This window comes from Bradyrhizobium sp. Pha-3, from assembly GCF_042258325.1.
GTDB lineage: Bacteria > Pseudomonadota > Alphaproteobacteria > Rhizobiales > Xanthobacteraceae > Bradyrhizobium > Bradyrhizobium elkanii.
In genome coordinates this window covers 2,584,154-2,599,791 of sequence record NZ_CP170151.1, presented here as the reverse complement: position 1 = coordinate 2,599,791, position 15,638 = coordinate 2,584,154, and the positions used below count along the sequence as shown (strand labels likewise).

The following is a 15,638-nucleotide window of genomic DNA, read 5'->3' as shown; positions in this document are numbered from 1 at the left end:
CGGAGGCAAGAACAATCTCTTCGGCGAGAGCGATGGCGCTGGGGTATGATGGCGTTATAGAGATGACCCAGTCTTCCCGAAACGGGGAAGATATCAAGCTGCTCTGCGAGGCCATTGCGGCGCTTCGTGAGTTGCTTTCACGCACGCAAGACGCGACGGACGAGTCGTTTGACGACGGCCATTCGGTTGATATTTGGAAGAGCGAGGAACTCCGTGCCGCAACAGATCGGGCTGAAGCAGTGATCGCGAAGGCGGAAGCTGCCATGGCTGCGTCCCGCACAGAGTAGGAGTTCTCTGGCTCGGAGCGTTGCCACGTAAGGCCGTTAGGCACGTCAAGACCCGACGTCATGTGCGGCCCCTGGACGCATACCGTCGTGTTGCAACCAGTCCCTGCTCTCAGACTGTTTTCCTCGCTGAACCACGCGATCGCCTCCCATGCTGCACAGCTGATCATCGCGCTGTTCCCGAGTTCGACCGGGCGACAAACACGTCAGTGGCCGTGGGGACCATCTGCAAAACATCTCGCGACGAGATTGCAGTCGTTGCGCCGGTCGAGGACAGGAACGCCGGCTTCCGATCGCCCGCCTTGACTGGGTCAATTCGCCCGACGAACAGCGTCGCAGCTGCTGACGGCTGCTGGCTCGCGGCCCAAGTCGCTGGCAGTTCGATGCCGAGCAGATTTGCAAGCTTGGCCACGTATACTCGCGTTTCGTCTGACAAAGGACCGCCCGCGAGATGCCCGTCGTAGCAAGTTGGGCCCGCGTTGTACGCGGCGAACGCCCCGGGCGAACCATAGCGGTCAAGCAGTTCGCCGAGATACGCCGTGCCGGCCAGAATGTTGTTGCGCGGATCGTAGGGATCGCTTCCGAGATGATAGCGTTCGCGAAGTTCCGCCCAGGTCGCCGGCATAATCTGCATCAGGCCGATTGCGCCCTTTGGGGACTTCGCGTGTACGTCACCAGCGCTTTCGATGCTAATGACTGAACTGATCAAGTTCTCCGGAACTGCAAAGCGTTTTGACGCTTCGTAGACGAAAGCTGCAAACGGGTTGCTCGTCCGAGAGACCGCTCGAACCGCAGTCGATCCATTCTCGGTCTGACCAACACTATGCGACGCAGTCAAAATGAGCAGCAGTGGCACGACAGCCCAAACGCGCATCCCCAGTCGAATCAAAGATGCCATGTTCGCTTCCGTCCAGTGTAAAGCTGCTTCGCGGCGGCCGTTGGACCGCCCTTGACTCCCGCACCCATCGGCTTTGCGGAGATTGACCGGCAGGGAGGAATGGTCCGCCAATCGATCGATCAGAGGAATGGCGTGGCGCCGTGAACCCCGCAAGATCAGTCCTCCCATGTCCACACCGGGATGGCACGGCCGATCACGGCCGAGGCCGGAAGAAGCCCAAAATATCGACCGTCGAGGGAGTCGACCGACTGCCAATTCATGACAAACAGCTCGCCGTCTCTGACGACGCGGCAACCCTGCCATTTCGGCAGCGGCCGGCCGCGTCCGTCGCGATCCCGCGCCTCGCCCACTGCAATGTCGTCGACCGAAATTGCGGGTCCGCTTCTGCAGACCGTCTGCCCGGGCAGAGCCAAGACTCGCTTAAGCATAGGGACGCCGAGCGGCAGATAGCCGTTGAAGTCGAGAAAGGTCGCAAGCGGTTCCGGCGGCTGAACGGCGACCAGCTCCGTGACAAAGAAGCGCTTCGCTGGTCGCAAGCCATAGAGACCGATCGGCACGCTTGCCGATGCATTCCAAATGTAGATCGGCAGCGGCTCCAGGGCGATCGTCGCGACGACAGCGGAAGCTACGGCAAACGTCGTGGTCAGCGTCCATAGACGGTCCGTCATCGCATCACCCTTTGACGATGTAGCCAAGCCTGGTGGCGGCCCTTCGTGTAGGGACGCGGGTTTTCGTTGACGGACAGGCGATTGTGAACGTGATGCCAATGATCGGGCGCTACATCAGCCGGATCGATGCTCAGCGCATCGATCGCGTCGATCATCTGCAGCGCCCGTTCGACTTTAGGCCAGCCGGAGAGCCGCAGCAAAATCTCTCCGCCGGGCTTTACATAGGGCACTGTCGAGCAGCGCTGTCCTGCTGCGACCGCGCGCAAGATGTCGATCCGCGAAATGACCGTGCCAAAGTCGTTGGAAGTCCAACGGACGAAGGCAAAGATGCCGCCGGCTGCGAATGACAGGATGCGCCGGTGGCGATCAAGCTTCCGTTCCTTGACAATGCGACCGAAACGAACGCGGTTTTCAATACGCTTTTCGAGCCACAGCACTTCCACTTCGGTGAGATCGCTCATGCCGCCGCTCCTTGAATCTCGAACCGAGGATCGTATGCTTTCGGCTGGGTGAAGCGCGTCCGAAGGAGAGCAGAACTGGCCATCCGGCGCGGCGCAAGATCGCCAGGAAGCGTGCGAAACAGGTCGCGCGGCTCACGCTCGGAGCGGCCGTAGTGCGCTGGGGATTTGCTGACGGGCATGGCTTAGCGCCGCTCTTTACCCGCATAGGGAATTGGCGCATGCCGCTTTGCGGGCAGTACGGTGCCGGCACCGGGATCGGAGGTCGATTTCTTTCTGCCCAGTTTGGCCCAGGCTGTCAGGTCGGCTACTGAGTAGACCACACGCCCGCCGATCTTGTGGTATTCGGGACCGGTTCCGTACGTTCGATGTTTTTCCAACGTGCGGCCGGACAAACTCAGAAAGCGCGCGGCTTCGGACGTGCGAAGGTACCGCGGCGGTTTATCCGTGTTCAGGTCGGACATCTGAAAAGCTCCGTGATCGTCTGGAGCGCGAGCTAGGTTCGCCGCGCATCGACGGCCACAATCGCGGAGCAGCAGTGATTATGGGGATGCCGAAGATGACGGGGTCATTTTCGATACCCTCACGGAAGACGTATTGGTTCTCGCGCTCGGACCGCAGAAGCTTGCGACGAGATGCACAATCAGCCTCGAAATGTCTGCGAGCAGATCGCATATCGCGACATCGCATAGCTATCCGGCGTCTCGACCAAGAAGCAGATCAGCGTCGAATTCAACCAGAAAGAATTCCTCGACATCCGGCGGGCGAAGGAACAGCTTGAGTCGATCAAGGTCTGGGTCCAAGACCGCAGCCGGATGACGATCAAGCAAATCGGCAACGAGTTCCGAGGCGCCGGTATGGCCCGAAGCAGTTTTGCATCGGACCACTTCAAGCTAGTTGAGCCGGAACGGGAGCATTGGAACGTTGACCGGACCGTCTAATATGCGTCGGCCTACAGGAAGGATCTCGCCAAGGAGCTTGACGGTGTCGTCTGGCAACTTGCGCAGCTCACTCGTGAAGGCCAGCGCGGCGTTGAGACAGACAGGACCGTGTTGCCCCCAGCTGGAAATTCGGCAGCGGCGATATCTCCGGCGGCGGCCGTCGAGAACAGCGATTTTCGTCATCGGCCTGGCGATCCCCAAGATCTGGCTCCGCGACAACGAGCCGGAGCCGGCATCGGAAGACAATGCGAAAAGGAAGTGAGCAGCGCGATCGCTGGCGGAGGGAACGCAAGATGTTGCGGCGGTTTCGCAAGTCTCACAGTTCAAGGCCACGTTCTGCGAGCACATTGTGCATGACCTCGCGTTTGATCTCGCCGGCGACCTCGTTTCGAACCTGGGCGCCGAGCACGCGCTCGGCATCCGCATCGCCTAGCAGACCATGCTCGGCCAATCGCTGATCGAGCCGGCTCTCAAACTCCTCGCCCATGGCTTCGATCAACCGGTCTTGCATCGCTTCATATCGGTCCGGAGCGATGCGCCTCAGCACCGTCTCCCAGGGTTGCCAGCGGGCTGCCATGTAGTCGTTGAGCTGGTCCGCTTCCTGCTCCCGGACCAGGTCTAGCGCCCGCGCCGCATCGTCCTGGCTTACGTCAGAGACCGCCAGGAAGCTCATGTCGGGCGCGACGTGACTGAGCTCCAGCGGCTCGCGCAGCAGATGTTGGTAGGCCAGGTAGACTTCGACGTCGTCCACATTCGGATGGTCGCCGGCGAGCAGGTTGACCCTATCGCGCGCGATCTCGTCCAGCGCCTCCAAGCGGAACGCAATACGGCCGCGCTGAATCAGTTCGCCAAGCCGATCGTCATATACTCCCTCCTCGACGTCAGCGTTGAGGCGCGCAGTCTGCATGCCGTTCCAGTGCAAGGTAACACGATCGTCGCAAGTCTCGTTGGCCTCGGAAGCCTGTGCAAAAAACTGCTCGCGCAATCTCGGATTGGCCGCCGCCTGCCGCAGATCATCAGCCACTGCCTGCCGAAACTCGTCATTGCCGTAGTTCACGTTCCCTCGCAGCCTCCCCAGGAACCGTGCGTAGTCCTGGGCGCCTGCCTCATCCGCAAAGTGCTGCCATTCGGCCAGCGTCGCCGGGTCCTCGGCGAGCCAGTGCGCGGCAGCCTCATACAAAGACTGCTGAGCAAGCTGCGGTGGCGTTCCGACCGCCGCCAGATTAGCGAGGACATCGTCCGGCAGTGGGTTATCCTCCAACTCGAGGGTCTCCAAATGCGGGTAATTGAGACCAAGATGCGGTGCACTCTCGACGAGACCCTCAGGCAGGCTGGTCAGCTGGTTACCGCTAAGATTGAGCGATTGAAGCGTGCTGGGAAGGGTCGCCGGCAGGTTCGCCAATTGATTGCGGCTGACATCGAGTTCAATGAGACCCCATGGGAGAGATTCGGGGAGCTCGGTCAGCTGATTTCCACTAACCGCGAGCGAGGTGAGACGGCTCGGGAGAGCGTCGGGCAGGCTACTGAGTCGGTTGTCGTTTGCATTCAGCATCTCGAGCCCAGCCGGAAGGTTGGCGGGCAGACTGGTCAAGCTGTTATCGGCCACCTCTAGCCAGGAGAGGGTTGCCGGAAGAGCGTCCGGCAAACCCGTCAACCGGTTATGGCTAATGAGAAGATGCTGGAGACCGGGTGGGAGCATAGCGGGCAGGCTGCTTAGCTCGTTGTGCCTGGCGTACAGTTCCTGCAACCTTGGCGGCAGGGCAGTGGGCAAGGCGGTCAGGGACAGAGACGACAAATCTAGCGAATGCGAGCTCGTGTTGTCCGAAGCCCTAATTCGCATGCGCCCCTGTCGTCGGTTCTCGGCATCGCCCTGCCCCTCTTCGGCAACCCAGTTGTCCAGGATCCCCGCGCGCACGGAGGCGGGGGTCCGATACCCCGTCAAGACTTCGAACAAATTTGCCACGGCACGGTTGAAGCCGGCGAGGTAGCTTTCCTGCTCCTCTTCTTCAAAAGTGTCCGGATCTGAACGTGTGCTCCGCTGTGTCTGTCCTGTATCCATCAACTTTCTCCGCCTTTAGAAACTAAAGAGTACGCCTGCCACTTCGTCAGGCTCCGAAGGAGGTCGCTGCGCGCCAACGCAATAATTATTCGGGCGAGTGCCACGTGCGCTGCAGCGCCCACTCCTGGTCGAGGTGGTACAGCGTCACGCGAATCCCACAGCGGCCAATAGATCGAGTGCAGGACCCCTAACGTGGGAGCGTTCCGTCCTTTGCAGGCCTACCTGTCGATCAGCTGACGAGTATTGCCGTCGGGGCGACCCGTTCGCTCAACCGTTGGCACCGCTGGTGATCGAAGCCTTGCGATGATGGCCGTTTGCTTAACGGCTGGTCATATGCAACGCCGAATTTGACGCTTGATGGCGATTTCGACGTAAGGGCAATATGTGACTTTAAATCTGCGTCGGAAACGCCACGATTACAAATGACAGGAGGATCTGGCCGAGCGAGCGAGTTTATGCGCCCGTTACGACGGCGCCATCAAACCGCGGCGATGTCTCAGCAAGCGTCGCCATGCTCGGACAATTTGCTGAGCATTGGGATCGAACCGGGAGATCGGCTCGAAAGGCGCCGCGGCTTCGTACGCCGCCTCTCGCCAGCCGCGACGCGCCCCGCCGCCGATTCCAGTCAAAAACAACATGCTCTCTAAGCTCAGCCGACGCGTGTTCAATGGGGCGCCGGAAGCAGCCTCTTTACTCCCAGGATGCTTCCCCTGTCTCGGGGCTTGAGGAGCCCCGATTAATGGCAGTGCTGTAAAACGCAACGGCAATAACACCGTAGGTGTTCTTCGCAGCTTTGGCCGCCGGCTCTTCGGAACGATCAAAGGGCGGTGGCCGTGCGGCTCAACGAGGAGCCGCATGGCGACGACGCGCGCAAGTTAATCGGGCCGGTAGCGCTCACCTGCACCGCCCGGAGCCGCGCCAAGCTCGCAAGAGTCGCTGGAGCAAGCTATGGTCCATTAACAAGTCCAATACCGGAGCTGTGTGGACGGGCTCCTAGCGTGCGATTGTCGCTCGGCATCTACATTCCCGGGTGATGAATGAGCCAAACGTCATTGGGGCCTCCAGGCCCCAAGCGGGCGGTGTAACGCTCGCCTCGAAGGTCGTATTCTTTTACCGGCTGCGTCTCGTCCGGCAAGAGGCCCCAGCGGCCGAGCTTCGAGAGCATCGTGTCCGGCGCGGGTTGGGTGCCGTGCGAAAAATTCTCGGGAACGGCGAATGATGCAGCATAAATCTCGCGGGCCGCGGGGGGCGTCCTCTCAGCCCTGGAGGACGCCGGAGCGGCATGCTCCATCGAACGTCCAAGCAGCGCTAGTGAGGCTCGATTCGCAGGCTGCGCGCTGGGCTGCGGAACGTGTTCCGGTCGAGATCCGAGAGGAATGGCAGCGCCTGGCGCATTGAGTGGGGTGCTTCGCCTCATCGCCGCCGCGGGCACGAATAGCGCCGTGTAGCGGTCATTGTGAACGATAAAGCTGTTGGGTCGGCTGTCCTGGCTCGGCGGGATGCTGCTACCGTCAAGCGCCGCCGACGCGTGCTGGTCGCCGTGCCGGAAGTTGAAGCGACGAACGACCGCTCCTAAATTCGGGGTCTGCTGATGGCGCGCGGTTGGCTCGAGAGACGATGATGGGCCGGCGTCTTCCACCATCGCCCACAGCTGATCCTGATCGTAACCTTCCTCAGGAAGGACCAATGGCGAGCCGACCGCTGGCCCGAGAGGCGACGGTGCTCCGGCGCTTTCCATCAGCACACGAGCCATTGAAGTGCCCGGCTCGCTCAGCTGGCGCTCAATGGCATCCAGTTCCGCATGGCTTAGCGTCCTCTGCCTCTTCGCAGGCCTCAGGTGCCCGCTGTAATCCTCACCCATGAGGGCCGCGTGACTTGAAGGGGGGGCGCTCCCGGTCAGCTCGTTCGGAGCCGGCTGGTATCCGTCGCTCCAATTGAAGTGACGAACGGCTAGTCCGGGATCCGGTGTTTGGTGATCGTGCGCGGTTGGCTTGAGAGACGATGCTAGGACGGCTTCGCCGATCATCCCTCGCGGCGAATCCTGATCGTGACCTTCCGCAGTCAGCCCGCTCGGCCAACTCGAAGCTCCCCGCGCGCTGTGCTGCGCAGCGACGTGCCCGACGCTTCTGGTGACTGCGTCTTCGGGATGAGGACCGCCGGCCCCAAGTTCCAACGCCTCGGTGAGTCTACGGTCTTCGCCAGGCAGATGAGGATAGTAGCGATCTGGAGAAACAGGAACCCCTGCGACGGCAGTGGTATCAAGCTGCGGCACTTCATCCAGGTACGGCTCAAACTCCGCTTGCTGCTGTTGCGGTTGTGTCACCGCAGCGTTGTAAGCAGCGAAATCCCGGTCGAACGGGTTGATGCTGTTAAATGGGTCCATATCCCCTCCGTTTGAGTCGGTTCGCAATCCTAAGCAGGTTCACTCTCTGGTTCTCCCTTTATTGGGATCAGCTGTCGACAAGCTGACGCGCTTAGAATTCCGACTTGGCTGTGATCGTCTCTGGAGTGCCGTTTGGACTTAGAGAGCATGTTGTTTTTGACTGGAATCGGGGTTCCCGGAGCGGGCGATTTCTGATTCAAGCTCCATGCTGGAGTGCGGAGGCCAGCACGGATGATGCGCCCCTATTCGAAAGACATCCGTGAACGCGCCTTGGCTCGCGCTGACGCGGGCGAGATGGTTCGGTCGATCGCAGAGGCGCTACAGAGCCCCTCGTACGCGCCAGACCACCGTATCTTCTTGCCGCCCTACAGCCCTGACCGCAACCCGATCGAGCACGTCTTCGCCAAACTCAAACATCTCGTGCGAGCCGCAGAGCCTCGTGACGTGGAGGCAACCTGGCGGAAGGTTGGTGAACTCCTCGATCTTCTCCCAGGAGGAGTGCACCAACTACTTCAAAAACCCAGGCTATGCTTCCGTGTAAATACATCATGCTCTAGCCGGCTCGAAGTGAAGGGTCACCGCGAGCAAGCACAGTCAAGCGCGTCCACGTCGTGCCGCCTACGCAAAGCGCGCCGAGGTAAGCGAAGGCCTCACGCCAGGCCAGCGACGGCACTGCGATCTGCGACAGCGCGAGAACCACATTGTAGCCGGCGATGGCAGCTGGGACAGCGAATATGGTCGCGATCATGACGCGCCGGGCCACGGATCGGCTACCAGCGAAGGTGATCTCACCGACGGCAAATGTCAGCACGCCAGCGGCAATTGCGACGAGCAGCGCGCCGATGACGCTGGCGCCACCATGGAACGCTATCATCCCGAAATTAAGTGCGACGAAAAACGGCAAGGCATACACTGCCAGCGCGAAAACCGCCCAGCAGAACAAACCGATGCCGAGTGCGTTGAGAACAAGCCCAAGGGCGGGCATGGTGGCGGCTCCAATTGCATGGATTTGCAAGTCGCGCCTTCCACCACCACCACGGCGCGACTTCGGATATAAGGTCTGAACGAGGCGGAGTTGCGGCGCGTACAACTCCGCTTTGATGGTTTGGAGGCGAGACGACGGCGCTCACGCGCCGCCGAATCTCCAAACGGGGATGCCGAAACGCCTCGCCTTGTCGGCGAGGTTGTCCTGGATCCCTGTACCCGGAAAGTGCATGACGCCGATCGGCAGCAGTTCGAGCATGGCGTCATTGCGCTTGAAGGGAGCCGCCTTGGCATGCTTTGTCCAGTCGGGCTTGAAGACGATCTGGGGTACCTTGCGGGTGGTCGCCCATTTGGAGGCGATCAATTCGGCGCCTTTGGGCGAGCCGCCATGGAGCAGGACCATGTCGGGATGCTTGGCGCGAACCTTGTCGAGGCGATCCCAGATGAGGCGGTGGTCGTTGAAGTCCAGCCCGCCGGTGAGTGCGATCTTCACTCCCGGCGGCAACATGTCCTCGCTCTCGGTACGACGCTTGGCGGCGATAAAGTCGCGGGAGTCGATCATCGCTGCGGTGAGCGTGCGGTGGTTGACCAGCGAGCCCGACCGAGGACGCCACGACGAGCCGGTGTGGACCTCAAATCGTTCGATCGCCTGATCGCGAAAGATTTCCAAGCAATTTCGGCGCTCGATCAGCGTGATGCCCTCGGCCATCAGGCGCTCAAGCTCGACCGATCGCACCTCCGACCCGTTCTGCTCCCGTTGGCTCTTGTGCTGAGCTTGTTCATTGTCGTCGAGCTGACGTTCAATGCGGTCGACGGCACGATGGAACAGGTTGACCGTCGACCAAAGGAGTTCGTCGAGGTCCGGCTCTAGCCGCGTATCGCTCAGCGTGGCGACCAGGGCGTCGAACATATCGACGATGGCACCGGCGATCGTTTTCGCCTCGGGAAGGGGTCTTGGATCTGGCTGGTCGTCGAAGGGACGATAGCCGAAGAGCTGCAATTCGCTCAGGACGTGGTCGGTTGGAGACGCCGCCTGCGCCGGTTCGATGTCGTCGTGGTCGGTCATGGGAAGAGGTCCTTTGCCGGATTGGCCGCGCCCATCGCGGCCTTCGTGGCGATCACTCAGACGGCGGGCGGAACGGGCCAGAACCCGGAGCGGCTTGTCCGCCGAAGCCCGCTAGGGCGCAGGCGGAAGCGGAGGGCCGAAGCGGCAGCGGAGGATGGCGAAGGCCGGCTATTTTGCTTCGCGATGCAAAGCGCGCCGGTCGGATCGCTGGCGTGCCTTCTCATCGCCTGCGCGCGGCGGAAAATAGCCGGACGCAGCCATTGCCGGCCCGAACCGCTTGGCGTCCGATCGCCCTCTAGAAGGCCGTGGTCGCGTGCCCTTCCGGCATTGGCCCAATCTACCACCGATCCATCGCGATCGATCGAACGATGTCGGCTTTTTCCGCGGCCGGCGGGAGCGAATGCAAGAAGCGAACGACATCTTCTGGTACGAGTTGAAGCCGCAACGCTGCTCGGAGCGCTTCAGGGCCTAAGATGTGCAGATCTTCATTGAAGTCGCCCAGCCGAGGCGACAACGCGATCGCTTCAACGCCGGCATCTTCCGCGCGCTGGGTAAGGTTAGCTTGTACGGCATCTCCGGCGGCATCGGCGTCGCGGGCGATATAGAGCCGACGTAGCCCAGACGGCAGCAACATGGCCGAGAGGTGATTGGCCGACAGCGCCGCTGTCATCGGCAGGCTCGGCAGGAGGTAACGCAGCGACAGCATGGTCTCGATACCCTCGCCGGCAGCGAGCACGTCGTCCGCCAGGCCGAAACGAACGGCATTGCCGAGCAGGTCACCCATGGCCCGTCGTGGCGTGTCGACAGGGGCCTTGCCGAGCCGGACGCGATCAAATCCGTCAGGATCGAGCCAGGTGCGATGCACGCCGGAGATCCGCCCGGCGAGGTTCGTGACGCAGGCGATCATCGCTGGCCATGTTTCGGTCGGCAAATGATCGTCCGGTCGATAGTAGCAACGTGGGTGGAAGCGCAAGCTGCCACCATGGTGGATGCGGGCTATTCCGCGACGTTGCAAATAAGCTTCGACCACAGTCCCGTCGATTGGGCTGGACATGGCAAAAAGGCGACGGGCGGCTTGCTGCGATCCGGCCAGCACGGCTGGACCCACCCGTTCCGGGGTAGGTTGCCGCTCGGAACGAGGTAGCTTCAGAAAGCGTCTCGCCTCCTCGGCCACCTCGCGAAAGTCTCGCAAGGCCAGACTTTCGCGGATGACGTCGAGGAGGTCACCATGTTCTCCGGTCGCGGCATCGGTCCATTTGCCGGCGGGTCCCTTCGGCGATTCCTGGAGCCGTACGAACAACGAACGGCCCGGCGTGTTGCGGACGTCGCCGACCACCCAGTACCGTCCGGCCCGCTTACCATTGGAGAGATAGTGCCTGCATACCGCCTCGGCCTCGCGCGCGAGGCGGCGTGCCAATTCGGAGGCGTCGCGGGGCATCACGCGGCCTCCCGTCCACCGACGCGCGCGACCGGATAGCTGTCGAGCACCTTCGCCAGGACCTCCACACCGCTTGCGTCCGTGGGCACGAACATGCGGAGCTTCCAGGAGATGATCTCCCCGAACAGACCATAAGCCCGCAGGCGATCGCGCATCGTGTCGTTGAGTCCCGACAGTTCGATGCGGGTTGCGCCCATCAATCGGACACGGCGAAGCTGGAGGTCTTCGGCAAGATCGAGGACGATCTGTCCCTCCATCAGCGCGGCAAAGGCAGCGTCCGGCGTCAACGTGGGCGCATCCGCGGCAAGGACGTTCGCGACCCAGGCGGCGGAGACCTTGCGGCCGATGATGCGTTCGCCCGCGTCGGTCTGGAGCCGATAAACTCGGCTTGATTCGTTCGGCAGCCGCTTCCAGATGGGTAACAGCAAGCCGGCCACGACGTGGATCGTACTCTCCGAGAACTCGGGTAGCTCTGCGAGTTCCGCCAGCCAGGCGGCGGCAAAGCGTTCGCGATCCGATTCGGCCCAATGGCTTTCCGCCATCATGTTGAGGGAGACGCTGTGCTGCTCCATCGGCCGTATCAAGCGGATGCGCCGCTCGATCTCGCCGTCGTCGAGCATGAAACTTGGCGCCGGGAGCTGCACGGCCGCACGGGCCGAGCGTTCATTGAACAACGGAATCGCGCGATGATCGGAAAGCCGAGCCAGAGCCTCATCGAGACTTAAGGGATGATTGCGCCAGCGCTGGGTCAGCGTAAGCAGGCGGGTCTGCGCCCCCGTGCCCGGATGGGTGTAGACCGTCCGCCGGTCGCAGACGACAAAGCTCTCGGCGCGGAGCGTTTCCAGCCCAATGTCATAGGTGCCGGAAGCAACCGCGCCCTCGATCCGAGCCATCAAGAGCTGTTCGAAGACGGTGAACAGGACGTTCTGTAAGTCGATGGTGAGCGCCAGCAAACGATTGAGGAAGGTCGTGATCGGCGGCAGCTCATCCCTCAGCCCATTGGCATCGGTCAGTTGCAGGCCGGTCGCATCCTCGAACCTCTCGAGCGAGCAGCCGTCGATCCTGCCGCGAACGAGCAATGTGTAGAGTTGACGCAAGGCATCACGCCCGTACCGGCTTTCGAGATTGTCCTCCGGCCGAAACAGGCCCTGCCCTCCAGTCTGGCGCTGACCGCGTGTGATCGCGCCCAGCGTGTCGAGCCGCCGCGCAATGGTGCTGAGAAAGCGTTTTTCGGCCTTCACATCCGTCGCGATGGGACGAAACAGCGGCGGCTGCGCCTGATTGGTCCGGTTGGTCCGGCCAAGCCCCTGGATCGCGGCATCGGCCTTCCAGCCGGGCTCGAGCAGGTAATGGACCCGCAACCGGCGATTTCGGGCCGACAGTTCGGCATGGTAGCTCCGTCCCGTGCCGCCCGCGTCGGAGAACACGAGGACGCGCTTGACGTCATCCATGAAGGCCGAGGTTTCCGCGAGGTTCGCCGAGCCCGCTCGGCTCTCGACCACCAATCGGCCATGCTTGCGAACGATGCGGCGCGAACGGCCGGTCACTTCGGCGACCATGTCGGTGCCGAAACGCTGGATGACCTGGTCCAACGCCCCAGGAACAGGCGGCAGCGAGGCGAGCTTTTCGATCAAGCGATCGCGGCGCAAGACAGCCTCCCGGCTCTCGACCGGTTGGCCGTCGCGATAGACAGGCCGCGAGCAAGGATTACCCTCTGAATCAGTGAAGGGCTCGTAGAGCTGCACCGGGAAGGAAAAAGCGAGATAGTCGAGGACATACTCGCGGGGCGTAATGTCGACCTGGACGTCGCCCCAGTCTTCGGTCGGAATTTCGGCCAGCCGACGCTCCATCAGCGCCTCGCCCGTTGAGACGATCTGAATCACCGCGGCATGGCCGGCGTCGAGATCACGCTCGATCGATCGGATCAGCGAAGGCGTCTTCATCGAGGTCAACAGATGCCCGAAGAAGCGCTGCTTGGCGCTTTCGAAGGCGGATCGCGCCGCCGATCTGGCCTGTCCGTTCAGCGTTCCGGTTTCGCCGGTGATGTTGGCGGCCCGCATCGCGGCGTCGAGATTGTTATGGATGATGCTGAACGCGTCAGCATAGGCGTCGTAGATGCGAACCTGCTCGGACGTAAGCTGGTGCTCGACGAGCTCGTACTCGACGCCCTCATAAGACAGCGAGCGGGCGGCATAGAGACCGAGCGCCTTTAGGTCACGAGCCAGGACCTCCATGGCCGCCACCCCACCCTCCTCGATCGCCTCGACGAACTCGGCGCGCGTGGCGAACGGGAAGTCCGCGCCGCCCCAGAGCCCGAGGCGTTGCGCATAAGCGAGGTTGTGCACTGTGGTGGCGCCCGTCGCCGACACATAGACCACCCGAGCATTCGGCAAGGCGTGCTGGAGCCTCAGGCCCGCGCGCCCCTGCTGAGAGGCCGCCCGGTCGCCGCGCTCGCCCTTGCCCCCGACCGCATTCTGCATGGCGTGGCTCTCGTCGAAGATGATCACTCCTTCGAAGTCGGAGCCCAACCATTCAACGATCTGGCTGACACGCGAAAGCTTCTCGCCGCGCTCGTCGGTGCGTAGCGTGGCATAGGTTGTAAATAGGATGCCTTCCGAAAGCCGGATCGCCGTCCCCTGGCGAAACCGGGACAGCGGCGTCACCAGCAGGCGCTCCATGCCGAGCGCCGACCAGTCGCGCTGGGCATCTTCGATCAGCTTGTCGGATTTGCTGATCCAGACCGCACGGCGGCGGCCCTTGAGCCAATTGTCGAGCAGGATTCCACCGACCTGACGTCCCTTGCCCGCGCCGGTGCCATCGCCCAAGAACCAGCCACGGCGAAAGCGGATGGCATTCTGAGCGTCCTCGCACGCGGCGGCCACAACATCAAAGGTCGGATCGACGGTCCAGGAGCCTGCCAGGAATTCGGAATGTGCTCCGCCGGCATAAATGACGCTCTCGAGCTGAGCGTCCGACAGAAGTCCATCTGTCACCACACGTGGCGGCAGATGCGGACGGTAGGTCGGCTTCGGTGGCGCGACGGATGCCATTGCCGCGGACTGCACGAGTTTGGTCGGATGTGGATGCGATCCGGAAATCCGGATCGACTGCAATTCGTACTCCTCATAAAGCGCATCGGTCAGTCGGGCGCTTTCCGGCGGAGACCAATCGACTGTCTCGTAGTTGAGCTCTACGCCTCTTGGCGCCACACGTCCCGACGTGGACGGTAGACACGGTACAGCGGCGGCGGTCGATCTCGCCTTCGCTGGACCACAACGAATAAGGTCGCGCCCAACCGGCGTAGTGACGACGGGTAGCCTCGACGGCACATGCCGGGCCACCCAGCCAAATAAGGTGGCGACATCGCTCGCCATGCCCGGTGAAGCGGGAAAGATTTTCGGATCAGGCGCAGGCAGCTTGTCGATCACAAGCAGCCTTGTGTCCGTTTGTGTCCCGTGCTTGGCGTAGACGGCGCCGTCAATGGCGGCAGAAAACGCAACCCGCCCGCGTTCCTGGAGACGAACAAAGGCTTCCGTCCATGCCGGATTATCCGGCGCAAGGCTCTTGCCGACGATGACGACAAGACGGCCGCCGTCGCAAAGGCGCGCCAAGGCTGAGGTGATGTGCCGGAGAGCTGCGTCCGGCATCGGTCGTTCGACATTCGCCACAGCCGAGAACGGCGGGTTCATCAAGACGACGCTCGGGGCAACCCTCGCCTCAAGGTGATCATCGATCTGGGCGGCGTCAAAGCGGGTGACCTTAACGTTGGTGAACAGCTGATCGAGCAATGTCGCGCGCGGCTCGGCCAACTCGTTCAACACCAGGGCGCCGCCCGAAAGCTCGGCAAAGATCGCAAGCAAGCCTGTCCCTGCCGAGGGCTCGAGAACGCGATCGGCAGGCGTAACGCCCGCCGCCACAGATGCAACAAGGCCGAGCGGAATCGGCGTCGAGAATTGTTGAAGTGCCTGGCCATCCTCGGAACGCCGCGTATGGGTCGGCAGACAGCTTGCGATCCTTGCGAGCATCGGCAGCATGGCAGCCGTCGAACCCGCCTTGGCGCGCATGGTCGGGCCGAACTTGCGAAGGAATAGAACGGTCGCCGCCTCGCAGGCGTCATAGGCGGTCTTCCAATTCCAGGCACCGGCCGCGTCCGAGCCGGCGAAGGCAGCCTCCATGGCGCTACGCAGGACAGCGGCATCGATGCGACGACCGCGTTCGAGCTCAATCAAGAGCTGCTGTGCAGCGCGGAGAGCCGCAGAGGTTAGACTTGCAGCGGCACGCATCGAGAGCGGCGCGGCGGCAGCGCCGCCGGTGAGAGATTCGGTCATGGCAGGATGTCTTTCGGAGAGCGGGAACGGGTCGAGCCGGCTGGCGCTCTCTCTGGACCGTGCCGGCTCAAACCCGTCTCGGCCGCTCTCTGCCTCTCAGGAGGCAGCCGCGCGCCCTCACGCCGCGCCAC

Annotated in this window: 11 protein-coding genes and 1 pseudogene; 2 read left to right on the top strand and 10 right to left on the bottom strand. The window is 62.3% G+C overall.

What is annotated here, in order from left to right:
- The first annotated feature begins 32 nt into the window (after positions 1–32).
- Positions 33–287, top strand: coding sequence for a hypothetical protein (locus ACE10X_RS12145; protein WP_016845865.1), 255 nt, complete (start codon positions 33–35; stop codon positions 285–287).
- Between the two features lie 163 nt (positions 288–450).
- Here ACE10X_RS12145 and ACE10X_RS12140 read toward each other — a convergent pair whose 3' ends face one another.
- From ACE10X_RS12140 to ACE10X_RS12115, 6 genes are all read right to left on the bottom strand, one after another.
- A complete protein-coding gene (locus tag ACE10X_RS12140) occupies positions 451–1,182 on the bottom strand; it encodes a lytic transglycosylase domain-containing protein (RefSeq protein ID WP_210262968.1) in 732 nt (243 codons plus the stop codon).
- Positions 1,183–1,337: 155 nt separating this feature from the next.
- Positions 1,338–1,850 (bottom strand): S26 family signal peptidase, encoded by a 513-nt coding sequence (locus ACE10X_RS12135; RefSeq protein ID WP_028343868.1) that lies wholly within the window; start codon positions 1,848–1,850, stop codon positions 1,338–1,340.
- On the bottom strand, positions 1,847–2,311 hold the full coding sequence (locus tag ACE10X_RS12130) for a DUF2840 domain-containing protein (protein WP_016845862.1): 465 nt from the start codon (positions 2,309–2,311) through the stop codon (positions 1,847–1,849). Before ACE10X_RS12130 ends, ACE10X_RS12135 begins: the two co-directional genes overlap by 4 nt.
- A gap of 182 nt (positions 2,312–2,493) precedes the next feature.
- Positions 2,494–2,772: an AlpA family transcriptional regulator gene (locus ACE10X_RS12125; protein WP_075968518.1), complete on the bottom strand. Its 279-nt coding sequence runs from the start codon at positions 2,770–2,772 to the stop codon at positions 2,494–2,496.
- A gap of 793 nt (positions 2,773–3,565) precedes the next feature.
- Positions 3,566–5,308: a T3SS effector NEL-type E3 ubiquitin ligase NopM gene (gene nopM / locus ACE10X_RS12120; protein WP_028343865.1), complete on the bottom strand. Its 1,743-nt coding sequence runs from the start codon at positions 5,306–5,308 to the stop codon at positions 3,566–3,568.
- A 1,018-nt stretch (positions 5,309–6,326) separates the two neighbouring features.
- Entirely contained in the window at positions 6,327–7,691 is a 1,365-nt protein-coding gene (locus tag ACE10X_RS12115) for a hypothetical protein (RefSeq protein WP_016841760.1), read from the bottom strand.
- A 354-nt stretch (positions 7,692–8,045) separates the two neighbouring features.
- Between ACE10X_RS12115 and ACE10X_RS12110 the strand changes: the two are divergent.
- Positions 8,046–8,232, top strand: a pseudogene (locus tag ACE10X_RS12110) (IS630 family transposase); the annotation flags it as partial.
- A gap of 12 nt (positions 8,233–8,244) precedes the next feature.
- Here the strand turns inward: ACE10X_RS12110 and ACE10X_RS12105 are convergent.
- From ACE10X_RS12105 to ACE10X_RS12090, 4 genes are all read right to left on the bottom strand, one after another.
- Positions 8,245–8,676 (bottom strand): hypothetical protein, encoded by a 432-nt coding sequence (locus tag ACE10X_RS12105; protein WP_018270293.1) that lies wholly within the window; start codon positions 8,674–8,676, stop codon positions 8,245–8,247.
- Positions 8,677–8,817: 141 nt separating this feature from the next.
- Positions 8,818–9,741 (bottom strand): DUF2493 domain-containing protein, encoded by a 924-nt coding sequence (locus tag ACE10X_RS12100; RefSeq protein ID WP_028343864.1) that lies wholly within the window; start codon positions 9,739–9,741, stop codon positions 8,818–8,820.
- A gap of 337 nt (positions 9,742–10,078) precedes the next feature.
- The gene (locus ACE10X_RS12095) at positions 10,079–11,179 is read right to left on the bottom strand and encodes a toprim domain-containing protein (RefSeq protein WP_035633030.1); all 1,101 of its coding nucleotides are present in this window, start codon (positions 11,177–11,179) and stop codon (positions 10,079–10,081) included.
- Positions 11,179–15,507: a strawberry notch-like NTP hydrolase domain-containing protein gene (locus ACE10X_RS12090; RefSeq protein WP_028343863.1), complete on the bottom strand. Its 4,329-nt coding sequence runs from the start codon at positions 15,505–15,507 to the stop codon at positions 11,179–11,181. The genes ACE10X_RS12095 and ACE10X_RS12090 overlap by 1 nt, the downstream gene beginning before the upstream one ends.
- Positions 15,508–15,638: the final 131 nt, after the last annotated feature.

Excerpts from the sequence above, each read along its gene's own strand:
- ACE10X_RS12140 (WP_210262968.1), bottom strand. The coding sequence starts at position 1,182 with ATGGCATCTTTGATTCGACTGGGGATGCGCGTTTGGGCTGTCGTGCCA.
- ACE10X_RS12095 (WP_035633030.1), bottom strand. The coding sequence starts at position 11,179 with ATGCCCCGCGACGCCTCCGAATTGGCACGCCGCCTCGCGCGCGAGGCC.
- nopM (WP_028343865.1), bottom strand. The coding sequence starts at position 5,308 with ATGGATACAGGACAGACACAGCGGAGCACACGTTCAGATCCGGACACT.
- ACE10X_RS12145 (WP_016845865.1), top strand. The coding sequence starts at position 33 with ATGGCGCTGGGGTATGATGGCGTTATAGAGATGACCCAGTCTTCCCGA.
- ACE10X_RS12135 (WP_028343868.1), bottom strand. The coding sequence starts at position 1,850 with ATGACGGACCGTCTATGGACGCTGACCACGACGTTTGCCGTAGCTTCC.
- ACE10X_RS12090 (WP_028343863.1), bottom strand. The coding sequence starts at position 15,507 with ATGACCGAATCTCTCACCGGCGGCGCTGCCGCCGCGCCGCTCTCGATG.
- ACE10X_RS12100 (WP_028343864.1), bottom strand. The coding sequence starts at position 9,741 with ATGACCGACCACGACGACATCGAACCGGCGCAGGCGGCGTCTCCAACC.
- ACE10X_RS12125 (WP_075968518.1), bottom strand. The coding sequence starts at position 2,772 with ATGTCCGACCTGAACACGGATAAACCGCCGCGGTACCTTCGCACGTCC.
- ACE10X_RS12130 (WP_016845862.1), bottom strand. The coding sequence starts at position 2,311 with ATGAGCGATCTCACCGAAGTGGAAGTGCTGTGGCTCGAAAAGCGTATT.
- ACE10X_RS12105 (WP_018270293.1), bottom strand. The coding sequence starts at position 8,676 with ATGCCCGCCCTTGGGCTTGTTCTCAACGCACTCGGCATCGGTTTGTTC.
- ACE10X_RS12115 (WP_016841760.1), bottom strand. The coding sequence starts at position 7,691 with ATGGACCCATTTAACAGCATCAACCCGTTCGACCGGGATTTCGCTGCT.